The sequence below is a fragment of the Bauldia sp. genome (genome assembly GCF_965232525.1).
Taxonomy (GTDB): Bacteria; Pseudomonadota; Alphaproteobacteria; order Rhizobiales; family Kaistiaceae; genus Bauldia.
The window spans coordinates 2,647,072-2,664,055 of the sequence record NZ_OZ246980.1 but is presented as its reverse complement, the minus strand read 5'-3'; the positions used below and the strand labels follow the sequence as shown (position 1 = coordinate 2,664,055).

The 16,984-nt window shown below is 63.3% G+C and carries 15 protein-coding genes; 7 read left to right on the top strand and 8 right to left on the bottom strand.

Features of this window, described 5'->3' with window-relative positions; translation table 11 throughout:
* Positions 1-2: 2 nt before the first annotated feature.
* Positions 3-1,565 carry a sugar ABC transporter ATP-binding protein gene (locus ACO076_RS12610; protein WP_421723181.1) on the bottom strand — a complete coding sequence of 521 codons (1,563 nt, stop codon included), beginning with the start codon at positions 1,563-1,565 and terminating at the stop codon, positions 3-5.
* Positions 1,566-1,628: 63 nt separating this feature from the next.
* Entirely contained in the window at positions 1,629-2,681 is a 1,053-nt protein-coding gene (locus tag ACO076_RS12605; protein WP_421723180.1) for an AraC family transcriptional regulator, read from the bottom strand.
* A 428-nt stretch (positions 2,682-3,109) separates the two neighbouring features.
* On the opposite strand from ACO076_RS12605, the gene ACO076_RS12600 reads away from it, so the two are divergent.
* The 7 genes from ACO076_RS12600 to ACO076_RS12570 all read left to right on the top strand — a co-directional run bounded on the left by ACO076_RS12600 (position 3,110) and on the right by ACO076_RS12570 (position 8,755).
* Positions 3,110-4,543 carry an extracellular solute-binding protein gene (locus ACO076_RS12600; RefSeq protein ID WP_421723179.1) on the top strand — a complete coding sequence of 478 codons (1,434 nt, stop codon included), beginning with the start codon at positions 3,110-3,112 and terminating at the stop codon, positions 4,541-4,543.
* Between the two features lie 136 nt (positions 4,544-4,679).
* The gene (locus ACO076_RS12595) at positions 4,680-5,561 is read left to right on the top strand and encodes a carbohydrate ABC transporter permease (protein ID WP_421723178.1); all 882 of its coding nucleotides are present in this window, start codon (positions 4,680-4,682) and stop codon (positions 5,559-5,561) included.
* Entirely contained in the window at positions 5,561-6,397 is an 837-nt protein-coding gene (locus ACO076_RS12590; RefSeq protein WP_421723177.1) for a carbohydrate ABC transporter permease, read from the top strand. Before ACO076_RS12595 ends, ACO076_RS12590 begins: the two co-directional genes overlap by 1 nt.
* 4 nt (positions 6,398-6,401) lie before the next feature.
* Positions 6,402-6,605, top strand: a complete 204-nt coding sequence (locus tag ACO076_RS12585) for a DUF2160 family membrane protein (protein WP_421723176.1) — start codon at positions 6,402-6,404, stop codon at positions 6,603-6,605.
* 14 nt (positions 6,606-6,619) lie between these two features.
* Positions 6,620-7,672: an NAD(P)-dependent alcohol dehydrogenase gene (locus ACO076_RS12580; RefSeq protein WP_421723175.1), complete on the top strand. Its 1,053-nt coding sequence runs from the start codon at positions 6,620-6,622 to the stop codon at positions 7,670-7,672.
* 78 nt (positions 7,673-7,750) lie between these two features.
* A complete protein-coding gene (locus tag ACO076_RS12575; protein WP_421723174.1) occupies positions 7,751-8,146 on the top strand; it encodes a GFA family protein in 396 nt (131 codons plus the stop codon).
* 186 nt (positions 8,147-8,332) lie between these two features.
* Positions 8,333-8,755 carry a hypothetical protein gene (locus tag ACO076_RS12570; RefSeq protein WP_421726795.1) on the top strand — a complete coding sequence of 141 codons (423 nt, stop codon included), beginning with the start codon at positions 8,333-8,335 and terminating at the stop codon, positions 8,753-8,755.
* A 946-nt stretch (positions 8,756-9,701) separates the two neighbouring features.
* On the opposite strand, the gene ACO076_RS12565 is transcribed toward ACO076_RS12570, so the two are convergent.
* From ACO076_RS12565 to ACO076_RS12540, 6 genes are all read right to left on the bottom strand, one after another.
* Positions 9,702-10,124: a YybH family protein gene (locus ACO076_RS12565; protein WP_421723173.1), complete on the bottom strand. Its 423-nt coding sequence runs from the start codon at positions 10,122-10,124 to the stop codon at positions 9,702-9,704.
* 1,035 nt (positions 10,125-11,159) lie between these two features.
* Entirely contained in the window at positions 11,160-12,149 is a 990-nt protein-coding gene (locus ACO076_RS12560) for a sugar-binding transcriptional regulator (protein WP_421723172.1), read from the bottom strand.
* A gap of 51 nt (positions 12,150-12,200) precedes the next feature.
* Complete coding sequence (locus ACO076_RS12555; protein WP_421723171.1) at positions 12,201-13,514, bottom strand: acetoin dehydrogenase dihydrolipoyllysine-residue acetyltransferase subunit; 1,314 nt, start codon at positions 13,512-13,514, stop codon at positions 12,201-12,203.
* 1 nt (position 13,515) lies between these two features.
* Entirely contained in the window at positions 13,516-14,529 is a 1,014-nt protein-coding gene (locus ACO076_RS12550; RefSeq protein ID WP_421723170.1) for an alpha-ketoacid dehydrogenase subunit beta, read from the bottom strand.
* Positions 14,526-15,536, bottom strand: a complete 1,011-nt coding sequence (locus ACO076_RS12545) for a thiamine pyrophosphate-dependent dehydrogenase E1 component subunit alpha (RefSeq protein ID WP_421723169.1) — start codon at positions 15,534-15,536, stop codon at positions 14,526-14,528. The genes ACO076_RS12550 and ACO076_RS12545 overlap by 4 nt, the downstream gene beginning before the upstream one ends.
* Positions 15,529-16,872, bottom strand: coding sequence for an NAD(P)H-dependent oxidoreductase (locus ACO076_RS12540; protein WP_421723168.1), 1,344 nt, complete (start codon positions 16,870-16,872; stop codon positions 15,529-15,531). The genes ACO076_RS12545 and ACO076_RS12540 overlap by 8 nt, the downstream gene beginning before the upstream one ends.
* Positions 16,873-16,984 lie beyond the last annotated feature (112 nt).

The window sequence follows — 16,984 nt, the reverse complement described above, 5'->3', positions numbered from 1 at the left end:
GATCAGGCCGCCGCCTCCTGCTGGTCGGCATCGCTCATCATCGCGGTGGCGATTGCCGCCTGATCCGCATCGGTGCGGGCAACCTCGGCGACGATGCGTCCGCCGCGCATCACCAGAATGCGATCGCTCATCCCCAGGATCTCCGGCAGTTCACTGGAGATCATCAGGATGGCGAGCCCCTTGCCCGCGAGCTCGCTCATCAGGCGATGGATTTCAGCCTTGGCGCCGACGTCGATGCCCCGGGTCGGCTCGTCCATGATCAGGATGCGCGGCTCGGTCGCCAGCCACTTGGACAGGACCACCTTCTGCTGATTGCCGCCGGATAGCTTGCCGGCGATCTGCCAGATGCTGCTCGCCCGGATCTGAAACGTCTTGACGCTTTCCTCGGCGAGTTTCTGCTCCTTCAGCCGGTCGATAAAACTGGCCGGCGCGATCCGGTTGAGGATCGACAGGGAAATGTTCTCGACCAGCGGCATCGGCCGGATCAGCCCCTGCCGGCCGCGGTCTTCGGGCACGTAGGCGATGCCGAGCGCCTTGGCCTGGGCGGGGCTGTTGATCGAAACCTCCTTCCCGTCGACGAGCAGCGCGCCGCTGTTCGGCGGGGTGACCCCAAATAGGACATGCGCGAGTTCGGTCCGCCCCGAACCGACGAGCCCGGCGACCCCGAGGATTTCCCCGGCGCGCAGTTGGAAGCTCACATCGTTCGTGGCTGGCGCCCGCACCAGCGAGCGCGCCTCGAGGACCACCTCGCCGATCTTGGCCTCGGTCTTCGGGAACAAGGCGTCGAGCACGCGCCCCACCATCATGTGAATCAGATCGCTCTGGTCGGTGTCCTTGACGTCCTTGGTAGCGACATAGGCACCGTCGCGCAGCACCGTCACCCGGTCGGCGAGCAGGAAGACCTCCTCCAGCCGATGGCTGATGTAGATCACCGCGACGCCGCGATCGCGCAGCAGCCGCACGATGTCGAACAGCCGCTCGACGTCGTGCTCGGTCAGCGCCGCGGTCGGCTCGTCCATGATCAGGATACGAGCATCGTGCGACAGCGCCTTGGCGATCTCGACCCGCTGGCGATTGCCGACCGAAAGCGAGCCGACGATCGCGCTGACGTCGAGGTCATGGCTGTGGAGGGACGCCAGAAGATCGGTAGCCCCCTTGCGAAGCGCCGGCCAGTCGATCGCGCCCCACGACGTGCGCGGCGCGTGCCCCATGAAGATGTTCTCGGCGACGGTCAGGTCGGGGAAAAGCAGCAGTTCCTGGTAGATGGTCGCGATACCGGCTTCCTGCGCCTCCGATGGCGTGGCGAAGGCGACGCGATTGCCGTCGAGGAACATCTCACCGGAGTCCGGGGTGTAGACGCCGGAGAGGATCTTGATCAGCGTCGACTTGCCGGCGCCGTTTTCGCCAAGCAGGGCGTGCACCTCGCCCGGGCGCACGTCGAAGCTGACGTCGTCGAGCGCCTTGACCCCCGGAAACGTCTTGGTCACTCCCTTGAGTTGGAGCAACGGCTGCTCGAAGCTGGGTGCGGACCCGTCTTCGGCGGGCTCCTCGGTGCCTGCGGTCATGGCCGGAGCCTCCACGGCACTCGACCGGTACCGCTGCTGGAGAATGTCAGGGTCGCGTTTCGATCAGGACGACGCTGCAACGCTACGCCCCTCCCCTTGCTCCCCGAGGATGCTGACCACCCGCGACTCGCTCGCCGACTTCTTCAGATTCCGTTTCGCCTGGCGCCGGTACTCGGACGGGGTCATCCCGCAAATCGCCAGGAACTGACGGTTGAAGTTCGACAGGTTGTTGAAGCCGGTCTCGAAACAGATATCGGTGATCGGGCCCGTCGTCTGTGTCAGCAGGAGGCACGCCCGGTTGACCCGCATCCGGTTAACGTAACGGACGAAGCCGTGGCCGGTGTTCTTCTTGAAGAAACGTGAGAAGGCCGCGTCCGACATGGCGCAATGACGGGCCACGTCGGAGAGCCGGATTTCCTCGCCGAGCTTGCCGATCAGGAAATCGATGGCGCGGTTGATGGTGTCCGATACCGCGTGGTCGAGGGTCGGTGCGTAGTTGCGGCTCGACAGGATCTTGCGATCCCGGGAGCGGTTCAGTTCGTCGAGCAATTCGAGGAAAAGCAGCATCCGACGCGTGGGGCTGGCTTCGCCGATCCGCCGCAGGGCGCGGGCTCCAAACCGCGCCGTCTCGCCGAAGAACTGGATGCCGTAACGGGCATCGTCCAGCAGCGGCTCGATCTCCTCCAGTTCGAGGCACACCCGCATCATGTCGCGAACGATGTCATCGCTGAACTGGATCAGCATGTCCCGGTGGCGCACGACCTCCCCGGCGACGTTATCGCTTACCCAGTTGTGCGGCAGGTTCGGCCCGGTGAGCACCAGATTGCCGGGTTCGAAATTGCCGATGTAGTCGCCGACGAACATCTTGCCGGACGTCTTTTGGATCAGGTGCAGTTCGTACTCCGGATGGTAGTGCCACTTGGCAAACGGATACGGAAAATCATGCACCTTCCAATGGAAAGACTGCCGCGGCTGGCGGACGATGAGCTCGAAGTCGGGCAGCGCTTCGCTGCTGTGGCCGCCGATCGCCGCATCGGCCTCGACGGACGTCCACCGCCCCATTGCGGGGCCCGCCGCGTGATCGGCAGGTGCGTCGGCGGACTGCGAACGGTCCATGGGTCTCCTCCCGCAGCTTCTGCCTCCGCTTCCTTTGGCGAGCGGGGTGCCGAACCTGCTTTCGTCTTGTGTCAACGATGCATCTTCACCTGCGACAATGCTACCACCGGGAAGACAGAAACCGATACTTTTTTGATCGCGGCAATCGGTGACGCGTCGGCGGCCCGGCCAAGCCGTGGTGTTTTCGTATCAAGGGCTGCCGCGCCGCGCGCCACGATCAGGCGAGAAAGCCTCGGGCACGGCAACGGGCGCGATTTCAAAAATTGCGCAATCGGAGACCCGAATCTGCGTGGCCGCGAAAGTCGGGCGCGGGTCATTATATGACTTAGCGGGGCCGCTGCGCGCGGCTCCGGGCCCACCGGGTTCTGTGGATAGTGCCCGGCGAGGCGGAGGAACAGGTAGTACGCACCAAAAGGGGAGGACCTCAGATGCGTTCACGACTGTTGGCAAAAACGGCACTTGCAGCCCTGACTGTGGTTGCTTCGGCGTCGTTCGCCCAGGCCGACTTCTGGTCGGATGCGGCGAAGCCATACGAAGGCGTCACCATCCGCGGCGTCTCGGAAAGCACCCCGCCGTCGAACTACGTCAAGGACGTGCTCGGCCCGGCCTTCACCGAGGCCACCGGCATCACCGTCGAGTTCGAGGCGACATCCTGGGACCAGATGTACGACAAGGCGATCAAGGACATGGAGGCCAACACCGGCATCTATGACTTCGTCTATATCGAGCAGGACATCGTCTACAGCTACATGGCCCGCGATTTCCTGGTCAACCTGACCCAGATGCTCGCCGACAACCCGGACCTGAAAGCACCGAACTTCAGCTTCGACGAATTCACCACCTTCATCGACAACTTCGAGGACGCCGACGGCAATGTCTTCGGTGTGCCGATGGAGGCGTTCGTCAAGGTCTACCTCTATCGCAAGGACCTGTTCGGCGACGCAGCCGCGCAGGCGGCCTTCAAGGAGAAGTACGGCTACGACCTCGCTCCAGCGACGACCCACGATCAGTATCGCGACATTGCCGAGTTCTTCACCCAGTGGGGTGAGGACAACGACATGGAGCTGTGGGGCACGACGGTGCAGGCCCACTCCGGTCATCCGGCGTCCTGGTACGAGTTCTACGAGAGCTGGGGACCGACCTTCGGTGTCTATAACTGGGGGATCGATGCCGACAATAACTACGCGGCAGCGGTCGCCAGCGGCGGCGCGATGAACAGCGATACGGCAAAGACGGCTCTTGCCTACTGGCTCGACCTGCTCCAGTTCGCTCCGCCGGAATCGACCCAGAGCACCTGGGACGAGGTCGCGGCGACCTTCGCTGCCGGCCGGGCCGCCCAAGGTCTGGTTTATGGCGAAAACGCCGCCTGGATCGCCGCGGACGACACCAAGTCCAACGTCGTCGGCAATGTCGGTATCACCCTGCCGCCGCTCGCCGATGGCGTTCTGGCGGATGCCCAGAGTGGCGCCGGCTATATCGGCTACTATGACGGCGGTGCCTTCGGCATTCCGCATTCGTCGAAGAACAAGGAAGCGGCTGCCCTCTTCCTGCAGTTCATCGGCCAGGCCGAAGTGCAGCCGGGCTGGGCGATCGCGGCACCGCGGATCACCCACGAAGCCACCTACTCCGATCCGGATGTGGTGAAGATGGATGCCGAACTCGACGGCTACTACACCCTGCTCAAGGACGAGGGCCCGCTATTCTCAGGCGCACCGCCCTACCCGTTCCACGCGCAGGTCCGTGAAGCCACGGCGCCGTTCTTCTATCAGGCGATCATCGGACAGATCACGCCGTCCGAGGCGCTCGACCAGATGGCGGAGGCCGCGGAAACCGAACTTCAGAATCTCGGCTACCGCAACTAACGCTTTCCTCCCTGGGAATCGGGACGGCTCCGGTCGTTCCGGTTCCCAGGTTTCGTGTATGTTTCCCGTTCATTGCCCGCTTTTCCGGGGGGCTCCCGTGCTCGCAACCGGGCCGACAGCTCGGCGGTAACGTGAGATGCGATCGCAAAGAACCGGCTGGCTCCTCCTCGCCCCGACACTGATCATCCTGTTCATCTTCGGGGTCGTGCCGTTCATCTATGTTCTGATCACCGGCTTTACCCACTGGAACGCTTTCGCCGCCGATCCGACGCCACGTTTTGCCGGCGTTGAGAACTACCGCAGGCTGGTCTTCGACGGCCAGTTCCTCTTCTCCGTCTGGCTGACCCTGCGCTTTGCTTTCTTCGCCGTCGTTAGCGAAGTCATCCTCGGCTACTTCCTCGCCCGCCTGATGATGTCCGACTTCCCGCTGAAGGGGCTGTTCCGGACCATCCACGCACTCCCACTGATGGTCGCGCCGATCGCGGTCGGTGCCACCTGGCGCCTTCTGACCGTGCCGGGCCTCGGGCCCCTGCCCTACTTCCTCGAGGAGTGGTTCGGCTTCGAATACCGGCTCGGCAGTTTCGCCACCCAGGCATTCATCACCACCGTCATCATGGACGTCTGGCACTGGACGCCGCTGGTGACCCTGACGCTGCTCGCCGCGCTGTCGTCCCTGCCGAAGGAGCCGTTCGAGCAGGCTCAGATCGATGGCGCCAACCGCTTCCAGATCTTCTGGTACATCACCCTGCCGTATCTGCGGCCGGCGATCCTGGCGACCGTCTTCATCCGCATGATGGATGCGCTGCGCACTGTCGACGAAGTGTGGATGCTGACCGGAGGGGGCCCCGCGGACGCGACCCGATACATCGGCCTCTACATCTGGCGCGTGGTCTTCCCCAAGACGGATTACGGGTACGGCGCCGCCATATCGTTGGTGACGCTGTATCTCACCATCGTGCTGTGCTGGCTGCTCTATGTCAGCCTCGTCGCGCGCAAGGGCCAGAGGAGCGTCAACTGATGTTCAAGTCCCGACGCGGCCTCTCGCTTCTGTTCTGGTGCGGCGCCAGCCTGATCACCCTCGCCCCGATCTACTGGATGTTCGTCATCTCGGCCAAGCGCCGGGTCGATCTGTTCGGCCGGCCGAGCTTCCTGATCGATCGGATCTATTGGGAAAACTACATCGAGACGCTGACCGATCCGGTGTTCCAGAAATACATGCTGAACTCGATCGTGGTCGCCACCAGCAATTCGCTGTTAGTCACGGTGCTCGCCTTCCTCGCCACCTATGCCCTGTCGCGCTTTCCGCTGGTCGGCAAGGAGAACATCTTCTTCTGGACGATCACCAACCGCATGGCACCACCGGCCGTGTTCCTGCTGCCGTTGTTCCTGCTCTACACCCAGGCGTTCACCATCGGCGACTGGCGCCTCTACGACACCCGCCTCGGTCTGATCCTGCTCTATTGCGTCTTCAATCTGCCGTTCGCGATCTGGATCCTGCGCGGTGTGATCGACGGTATCCCCAAGGAGCTGGACGAAGCGTCGATGGTCGACGGCGCCAATCTCTGGGAGACCATGACCCAGGTGGTGTTCCCGCTGGCGCGGCCCGGGCTGGCGGTCACCGCCATCCTCACCTGGGTGTTTGCCTGGAACGAGTATCTGTTCGCGGCAACCCTCACCAGCGTCCACGCGCGCACCATCACCACTGGCCTCGCCGAGTTCGTCACCGTCACTGGCACTAACTGGGGCCTCATGGCGGCGACCGCCATGCTGACGCTTATCCCGGCGCTGGTGTTCCTCGGTGTCGTCCAGCGCCACATCGTCGCCGGCCTCACCTTCGGCGCGGTCAAGGAGTAGGGCGATGAGCGACACACGCGGCGAAGACGAACGCCACGGCTTCCTGCCGATCCAGACCAACGCCTTCGACCGCGGCTTCATCGCGGTCGTCATCTTCGTCGCGATCAGCCTTCTGTGGATGCGCTTCCTCGAGCCGCTGGGGCTCTCTCTCTACATCTCGACGGCGATCTCGATCGTCCTTGGCTGGTTCATCATCCGGCGCGGTTGAAATGAGTGAACATCATGACCCAAGCCCTTGTTCTTGAAAAGAAACTCGATCTGTCACTGCGCGATATCGACATCGAGGAGACCCTCGGTCCCCGCGATGTGCGCATTGTGCTGAAAACCGTCGGCGTCTGCGGTAGCGATGTCCACTACTACACCCACGGCGCTATCGGTCCCTTCGTCGTCCGAGAGCCGATGATCCTCGGCCACGAGGCCTCGGGGGTCGTCATCGAGACCGGGCGCGACGTCACCAAACTGAAGGAAGGTGACCGGGTCTGCATGGAGCCCGGCATTCCCGACCCGACCAGCAAGGCCTCGCGGCTCGGCCTGTATAATCTCGATCCGGCGGTCCGCTTCTGGGCGACCCCGCCGGTGCACGGCATCCTGCGGCCGACCGTGGTCCACCCCGCCGACTTCACCTTCAAGCTGCCCGACAATGTCTCGTTCGAGGCGGCGGCGATGGTCGAGCCGCTCGCCGTCGGTGTGCACGGGACGGTTAAAGCGCGGGTCACGCCGGGCGACACGGCCGTGGTGATCGGCGCCGGCCCGATCGGCCTCGTCACCCTGCTCGCCGCTTTCGCGGCCGGCTGCGCTCGCGTCATCATCAGTGACGTGGACGACTCCAAGCTCGCCATCGCCGACAAGCTCGCGAAGGTCCCGGGCGCGGTGGTGCCGGTGAACGTGAAGTCACAGAATCTCACCGAGGTGGTGGCGCGAGAGACCGATGGCTGGGGCGCGGACGTGGTGTTCGAATGCTCGGGCAGCGAGAAGGCGGCCGCCGAGATTTTCGATCTCGCCTGCCCTGGCGGTGTCGCCGTGATGATCGGCATCCCGCTCGTGCCGTTCCTGCACGACGTGTCACTCGGCTGCGTCAAGGAAGTGCGGATCGAGCATGTCTTCCGCTACGCTCATGTCTTCCCGCGCTGCATTGCCATGCTCGCGTCGGGGACCATCGACGTTGCGCCACTGATCACCGAGACCTTCCCGTTTGACAAAAGCGTCGAGGCGTTCGAGTTCGCCGCGCGCCAGCCCGAGGGCACGGTCAAGGTTCAGATCGCCATGCCGGCATAAACACCAAGCCCAACAGCATCGACACAGGGTGTTCGCCACGTCAGGATCGCCGACAGTACCGAGAGAGGAGGTAGGTCTGTGCTGACGGGAACATGCCACTGCGGTGCAGTTAGCTGGACACTCGAAACACTGCCAACGTCGGTCACGGCTTGCAATTGCACGATTTGCCGGCGCTACGGTGCTCTATGGGCCTATGGCTACATTGGCCATGACATTCGAACGACCGGACACACCAGGACTTACCTGCGCGATGATAGCGGAGATATCAGTTTCCACTTCTGCGCCGTTTGCGGATGTCTGACCCACTACGTAGCAACGAACGAAAGTGAGGACGGACGCCGGCGGGCCGCCGTCAACGTCCGGATGTCTGACCCTTCACTGATCGGCGAGATCCCAATCCGTCACTTCGAGGGGCACGACAGCTTCAAGGAACTCCCGCGTGACGGTCGAACGGTGAGGGACATGTGGTTTTGACGCGTCTCTTAGGCGCCGATGCAAGCTTGGTCAGAGACATGTAAATCTCGTAACCCCTTCGAGGGGTCGGTGCCTCAAACCATACCGGCCTCGACGTCGCGGTACCCCCGCGAAATCACTCCACGGTCATTCCGGCGAAGGCCGGAATCCATCGATGTCGGTATCACCTGCCCGGCGTGTTCACAGATGACACCGATCGACCTAGCCAAGGGAGCTGGCACGCCCAGCGCACCTGTTGTCATATCGGTCTTCGTGTTCGGTGGCGCCGTCCCTGGTGAGTTGCTCGATGGCAGCTTCGAGCCCATTTTCACCGATGCTGCACCTTGCACCAGTGTCGGCTCTTCAAGGTTCAGCCCGAGAACGAATTGTCCATTTTCTCAGTGCAGCCATCGACCAAATGCCTTCCGCGATCATGAAGGGAAAGGACTCAATCAGGAATACGTAGATGGCAGCGCACAGGCAGGCTCCGGCAAATGCAAGGGTGAAGATCGCCGCTCTGCCATTCCGATGGATATAGCGGTTTTGGGTATTGATCTCGGGAAGACAGCTTGCAGTCTTGCCGGTTTGGATAGCGATGGTGTGGCTCTCCTCAGGCGTTTGAGCGGATGACGCAAAAGTAGAATGTCTTAGTGGGAGGGTGAATCAAGGAGCACAGGCTGTCGTGTTCGCCTCTTGACCAAGGCTCCCACCAGCGGATAATGACCTTGGGCCCGAAATAGGGAGACATTGATGTTGAGATTGTCTGTAGCAGTCTTTGTTCTCATGTTGGCAAGCGTTGGCGTTGCGCAAGCCTATGCTGAGTGTGAAGATAATATTCACTATTACGGCAACGCGGGATCCCCAACTCAAGAATGCAAGGTACATGAGAAGAACCCGCCCAAACAGGTAATGATTTACCTTTATTGCGGGCAAGACGGCGGTACAATATCCCAACCGTCCACAATAAAGTGCAAAAGTCCGAATTCAGTCATTGACTGTCAGAAGCACCGCGATAGTGGCGTCGACTATATGCGTTGTCACTGCAATTCGGGTGAAGCGAAGTATGAGTATATTGCAGAATACGGCATAACCGGGTGCCCCAACGTACCCTAATAGGCATCACTAACATTCAGCGAAAGTAGATCAAGCCGGGGGGCGCTTGGGGCCGGCGGTTGGGTTCGACAACCGCCACTAAAACCGACGGGCGTTGAATAGGCTCGTTCTTGTAGCTTTCTCGGGTAGACTATCGCTACGCAACATTGGAGGAGCGTGATGTCACGACAATCCCAATTGTCCGCAGCCGCAACGTATCCGTCTGGTCTGGCCGCTCTGACGGTTTGCGATTGAGTAGGATAGTGTCCGCTAAAAATAGTGGACGCTAAAATATGGGCAGGAAACGGGTCTCAGGTCAGACCGTTTAGGCAGTGCGCGCCGAAGCGGCCATTGGTGCCAGCGCAGCGAAAGCTCACTTCGTCCGCATAGCCGACCTGCGCGGTCGGACGATGACTCCAACATCCGCCTGAACGAGTCTCGTACCGCGCGTAGCGAAAGTCGGAGCGGACTATCGGACCGACGCTCAGCCCGACTTGGCGAGAATGTCCTGCATCCCAGGCGACACGTCGGTATGGTGATGGAGGAGTTTCCACTGATCGCCCTCCTTCCGGTAGACGTTGGTCACCCGCTGGTCGATCGCCGCCGTGTGTCCGGCCATGGTCACGGTGCCTTTCTCGACGCCGGTCTCGATCGCCATGTCGCTGCCCACATGAACCTTCTGGTCCTCGATCCCGACATTGCCACCCTCAGCGATCGCGCCGACCCTGCCGAACGATTCCAGCACCGCCGGCGTACCGACATCGCGGCCGCCTATCGGATGCTGCGCCGTCGCCTCCTCGTCGTCGGCCCAGGCACCGGCCATCGGTGTTGCGTTGCCGTTCAGCAACTGGCTCAGCGCCGAGTAGAAGGTGTCCGATGCTTGGCGCACATCGTCGAGTATCGTCATGATCGCAAGGTCTCCGTGGTTGCAGGCGGCGGGTCGGCGCCAAAGTGCCATGTGTCGGGGTCGCAAGAAACCCGGAATGCCCTTGCGGGGAAGCCGATGGCGCTTGGCGCCACGCAGCACCGATCACTCTCAACCGCTCGCACCTCCGATCGGATCGGGAGGATGCAGGCAAGAGGCGCAAGCCGCGTCGTGCGTCTTTCGAGGCTCACTCGCCTAAGCGGCCTCGCACCTCAAGATGAGGCCGTTGGGTGTTGGCGGTGAACGGGGTTCTAATCCCGACGCCTTTTCCCTACCTCATCCTGACGAGCTCCGCGTAGCGGAGCCTCGAAGAGCCTGCCCCCGACTTGATCGGGGGACGCACCATGCCCCCACCGCTCGTCCCGACGCAGCCGGCCCCGGGCCCGATCGGCGGGCGGGAACCCAACCTTTCTGATCATCCAGTCCGGATGTTGCCTTGATTCCTTGGGTTCACGGAAAAGGAGCAACGCTTCACTTTGGGTGTGTTGCGATGGGAAGAGTTTGTGGCCAGCCTGTGCCACCCACGCGGTGTCGTCCTCTGGCTTGACCAGAGGACCCATCGAAACCGTTGCTCCGATGAAGATCGTGATGCCGGCCTTGGCTTCATTGCCCACCCCCGTACCGGGTGATGCCGGGTCCTCTGGTCAAGCCAGAGGACGACGGGGTTGGAGGCTCAACGGTCATCGCCCTCATGCCGAAAGCCTCCCTCGCCCTGATCGGATTTCTCTGCGGAAGTCCTCGCGGCGCAAACGCCTGGCCCCCCGCCGCACACACCCACGCCCCTCTCCACCCTTGCGGGGGAGACGGCGGAGCTTAGTCTCGCGTAGCGAGCCTTAGCGGAGCCAGAGGGGGGTGATTCCACGTCCGACGACGATCAGGCGATGTCAGAGCGTGTCGAGGCCGAAGCGATTCCTCAGCCGCCACTCCGTCCCGCGCGGCGTTAGGGAACCGAGCTTCGTCAAGCTGGCTCCCGCAAACCTCGTCGCCTCGCAAAACTGGCACCGACATCAGGCGGGTTCACTCGTCCAGCAGCGCCCGCGCGGTGTACTCGTCGGTCACGAACACGGTCGGCTGAACCAGGCTGATCGATCCGCGCAGGACCGCGATCTTCTCCGGCCCGCCGGAAATCAGCACGCGCTTCGGCGCCCGGCGAAGTTGCCCCATTGTCACCGAGATCGCCTGGCGGTTGACCGGATGGTCAAGGACGTGTCCGTTCTCGTCGATGAAGTTGTAGAGAATGTCGCCCACGGCGCCGGCTTCCATCAGCGACCGGCGCTCCGCCTCCGACACGTGGCCGACCCGGTAGGACGTGGTCAGGGTCGAGATGCCGCCGACGCTGAGCAGGGCGATATCGAGGCTGTTGGCCATCTCGAAGATCTGAGCGAGCCCGCACCGCTCCAACAGCGCGTGCTTGGTCTCCGGACTGTCGACCAGCGCCGGAGCCGGCACCAGAAAACCCTCGCCCTGAAAGAGCTGGGCGAACTGCCACGCGAACTCGGCCGGGTTGAACCGCCGCGCTTGCGAGATGCCGCCAAGCAGCGACACCACCCGAAAATTCTCCAGCGTCCGGCCGGCGATGAACGGCAGCGCGGAATAGAGTGTTCGCCCCCACCCGACCCCAACGGTCATGTTGGCGTGCATTGCCTGCGAGATGTAGCTACCGGCGGCAGCCGCGATCACATGGGTCGGATCGGAGTCCGGCTCGGACAGCGGCGCCGCGATCGCCTCTTCGATGCCGAACCGTTCTTCCAGCGCCCGCTCCAGGCCGGCGAGTTCCGACAGCGACGCCTCTATGGTGACCCGTACTTCGCGGCGGCGACGGGCGTCGGCGATGAGCCGCACGGTCGCGACCCGGCTGATCCCGAGAAGCTGGGCGATCTCGCTTTGGGTCTTGCCTTCGATGAAGTACATCCAGGCAGCGCGGACCCTGGTGCGATGGGTCGCCTCCGATCGAGCGATCTGTTCAGTCGCATCCGCTCCGCTGCGGCGTCTTTCGGCAACAGCCACCTGTCGACCTCCTGCGGTCCCTCAGTCCCGACCTGTCCGTGCCCGGTCCGTTCAATCCCGGCGCGTCTTTTCGGCCACGGCGATCTGTTCGTCAATGAGCCGGGCGACAAGCTCGGGAGCCTCGAAGTGCGGTAAATGGCCGACATCCTTAAGCAAATTCAAGGCGACGAACCCCGGAGCCTGCAAGGCATGCGACCACGGGATGATCCGGTCGGCCCGCCCCCAGATGATCCGCGTCGGCTGGCCCAGGCGGTTCAGGATCGGCGTGATGTCGAAGCCCTGCACCGCGTCGGGAAGCAGTGCCTCGACCATTTCCGACTGCGCCTGGCGCAGGCCTTCATCCTTTCGGGCCATCATCGCAGCGGACGCGTAATTGCGGCTGATCCGATCGGGGTCGGCAGTGAAGCGCTTGAGCCACGGCGTCAGGCTCTCGACCCGACTGGCGCGGGCGACGCCGGCGATCGCGGCGGCATCGATCTCCGGTCCGAGACCCGCCGGCGCGATCAGCGTCAGCGACGCCACCCGGTCCGGAAAACGATCGGCGAGCGCGACGGCAATCGCCCCGCCAACCGAATGGGCGGCGAGATGGACACCGGGCGTCGCGATAGCGTCGAAGCGTGTCGCAACGGCGTCGACCATGGCGTCGAACGAGTGTCGCGGGGCGTCCTGAGAGCGTCCGTGGCCTGGCAGCTCAAGGTTAACGACCGCCCGGTCGGCCGGCAGAAGCGGTGTCAGATGCGCCCATGCATTGGCGTCCGCGGTCAGTCCGTGGATGAGTATGAGCCCCGCGCCGTCGACGGCGACCGGAGCCGATTGTCCTTCAGTTACAGCAGCTTGCCGGCTTGACCCGTCGGCATGTTTGCGGTCGGACTTGCGCCGCGCCTCGCGGGTGAAGCGCCGGACATCGTCGCTGCGCACCCGCCCCCGCGGTCCGCTTCCCGGCACCTCCGCGAGGTCGATACCGCCCTCCCACGCCATCCGCCGCGCGAGCGGCGTGGCTCGCACGCGATTGTCCGTTTTCGCCGGTTTTTCCGCCGTTTCTATCGACGGCTCCGATCCCTCCGGAGTTACCGATTCTGTCTCGATTTGGGCCCCGACCGGGGTCGGCGGCGGTCCCACCGCTTCGCTCTCAGCGTAGATCCACGCGACCGGCGTCCCCACCGGGACTTCGTCTCCGGGGTTGGCGACGATGTTGAAAAGCCGGCCGGATCCGGGGCTTTCCACCTCCATTGCCGCTTTGTCGGTCTCGATTTCGAAGAGCGGATCGCCCTCGCGGACCTCCGCGCCTTCATCGACAAGCCACGCCGTGAGGCTGCCTTTCGCCATGTCCATATCGACCTTGGGCATGATGACTTCGACCGGCATGTCACGTCCTGCCTCCAATCAGATCACGGGCCGCCGCAATAATGTCGGGGACCTGAGGAACAGCGGCCCTTTCGAGTTCGGGGTTGTAGGGAACCGGCGACTCCGCGCCACCGAGCCGGACGATCGGGCCGTCAAGAAAATCGAACGCCTCGCTTTCAGCGATCGTCGCGCTGACTTCGGCACCGATGCCGAGGGTCTTGACCCCCTCGTAGACGCAGATGAGACGCATCGTCTTCTTGACGCTCTCGACGAGTGTGTCGCGATCGAGCGGCCGCAAGGTCCGGAGGTCGATGACCTCCGCATCGATCCCGTCGTCCGCCAACGCCGCCGCGGCCTCCAGCGCGCGTGGCACCATGATCGCCGCCGCTGCGATGGTCACGTCGGTGCCACCGCGGCAAACACGGGCTTCACCAATCGGCACGGTGTAACGGCCAGCCGGCACGGGGCCTTTCGCCTTATAGAGAAGCTTGTGCTCGAACATCAGCACCGGGTTGGGATCATCGAGCGCGGCGAGCAGAAGGCCCTTGGCATCCTCCGGTGTCGACGGCTCGACGACTTTCAGGCCGGGCACGTGCGCGAACCACGCCTCAAGGCTCTGGCTGTGCTGCGCCGCGGCACCCGTACCAGAACCGCTCGGCAGGCGGAACACGAGCGGTACCGAAACCGACCCGCCGAGCATGTAGCGGAGCTTGGCCGCCTGGTTGACGATCTGCTCCATCGCCAGCGCTGAGAAATCAGAGAACTGGAACTCGTAGATCGGCCGGAGACCCGTCAGAGCGGCACCGACCGCCACGCCCGCACCGCCCAGTTCGGAGATCGGCGTATCGCGGACCCGTTCCGGGCCGAACCGGTGGATCAGATCTCCGGTGACTTGGAAGGCACCGCCGTAAACGCCGATGTCCTCGCCCATAAGGATCACCCGTTCGTCGTGCTCAAGCGCCAGCGCCAACGCTTCCCGTATAGCCTCGGCGAAGCTGAGTTCACGCGTTTCGACAGTGGCGGCGGGCGCGTTCATTGGGGCGCGGGAGCATAGACATCGCGTGTCACCTCGGCGGTGTCAGGAGACGGGCTCTCGCGTGCAAACGCCAACGCCCTGTCGATCTCGTCGGCGACCGACTCCTCGATCCGGATGATCTCGGCACCATCGACAACGCCATGACTCGTCAGCAAGGCGGCGAACCGTCGGATCGGATCGCGCTCCATCCACGCCTCGATCTCATCCTTGCTCCGATAGCGGTTGCGATCGGACCGGGAGTGGCCGCGCCACCGATATGTCACCGACTCGATCAACGACGGGCCGTCGCCAGCGCGGGCGCGAGCGACAGCGCGATGGCTCGCCTCGGCCACTGCGGAGAAGTCGTTACCGTCAACGGTGACGCCCGGCATCGAGTAGGCAACGGCGCGATCGGCAATGTTCTTGACCGCAGTCGATCGTTCGGTGGAGACCGACATGCCGTACTTGTTGTTCTCGCAGACGAACACGACTGGGAGCGCCCACAACGATGCGATGTTGAGCGCCTCGTGAAACGCGCCTTCGTTGTTCGCGCCGTCGCCGAAGAAGCAGAGGACGACTTCATTCGTCTTCAGCTGACGGGCGGTCAGCGCCGCTCCCACCGCAATGGGAATACCGCCGCCGACGATGCCGTTGGCGCCGAGGTTGCCCTTCGCAACATCGGCGATATGCATCGAACCGCCGCGGCCTTTACAGTACCCGGTCTCCTTGCCGAAGAACTCAGCGAACATCAGCGACACGTCGGCATCCTTGGCGATGCAATGGCCGTGACCCCGATGGGTCGACGTGATCTTGTCGTGATCGGTCAGCGGCATGCATGCACCGACCGCGGTCGCTTCCTGGCCGATCGACAGATGCATCGTACCGTGGATCAGGCCGCGCATGTAACTCGCCTCGGCGCCTTCCTCGAACTTGCGGATCAGGCACATCTTGCGAAACGCTTGGCGAAGCGCATCCGGGCCGTACTCGCGGATCGCGAACGGTGCGTTTTCGAGGCTGACGTCAGACATGAACCGCAGCCGCCTCTTGGCCGTCGCCAACCAGCGCGTTCTGACGCGCGCGCAAGGCGGCGATCTTTGAATCCGGGGGGGGCGCCGCATTCTCCGTGGTCAGCAATTCGCCTTTGGCGATCGGCGCGGTCACCGTCCCACCGGCAAGGAGGCCACATGGAACGGCCTTGGCCGCCGCCGCTTCGCCGGCCTTCATGATCCAGGCGCGATAAGCATACTCGCCGATCAGGTCGAGCGTCTCGCCCGGCTCGAGGTCGCGCTTGGCGACAGCGCAGACCTCGGCGACCGGTCGGTCGAGCGGAACCATGTCCGCCTTGCCGTAGAGGACCGCGCGGGCGCAGGTCAGCGGCACCTCCAGCGACGTCAAATGATACGGGCGGATAAATGTGAAGTATGGCCCCTCGCCCATCTTGAGATCGACCATCCGCTCGGTGACACGCGGGTGCGACATGTCCGCGATCACGAAGACGCCCGGGGCAACACCCTCGCCGATCGAATAGTCGACGCGGCCAATGCCGGAGAGGACACCGCCGTCCGCCTTCGGCACGAGGATCTTCGCGAGTTCGGCCCGGCTCGCCGTTGGTCCATGCATGCCCGGACAGTCCGGGACGAGACCGGTGGCATTGGCGATCGCGGCCATCTCCACCATCGTCTTCGACCCGTCAACGAACTCAACGAGCATCCGCGCGTTCATGTTGCGCCGCTCGGCTTCCTGGGCATACGCGTCCGGCGTCGCGTCAATGTTGAGCGGATTGTTCTTGCCCTTACCGGCGCAGACAATCGGATAGCCGAGCGAGGCGACGAACGCGATCAACTCCAAGCATGACGAGGGCTCATCACCTGCACCGAGGGTGTAGACAACCCCGAGCCGATCGGCCTCCGATTTGAGAAGTGCACCGATGGTGACGTCGGCCTCAACGTTCATCATCACCAGATGCTTGCCCCGCTCCATGGCGGCCAGGCCGATGGCTGCGCCAACCTCGGGAATGCCGGTTGCGTCGATCACGACGTCGATCAAGCCGCTTTCCAGGAGATCATTTGCGTCGGGGGTGACGGCAATCTTGCCGGCCTCGATCGCTGCATCGACAGTCGTGGCGCCGACGACTTGCCGAACGCGATCGATGTCGCCGTAAGCGATCTCGACACCCTTGAGTGCTGCAGGCACGTTGAGATCGGCGATTCCGCCAATCCGGATTCCCGGCATCTGCGCGACCTGCGTGACGATGTCGGTGCCCATCTCGCCGCAACCGACCAGCCCGATGGTCACGTAACGACCCGACTCAGCCCGTTGGGCGAGATCGCGAGCAAGTCCGGTCAGCGCGATGTTCGTTGCCAAGATCCGCTCCGGATGTGGTTTGAGTGCCGCGAAAGACCCCTTCAGAGTATCTGAACTTTTGTTTTTACGTCAAGCAATGTGTACCTTGCAGTGCACAATATGTCCTGGTCGA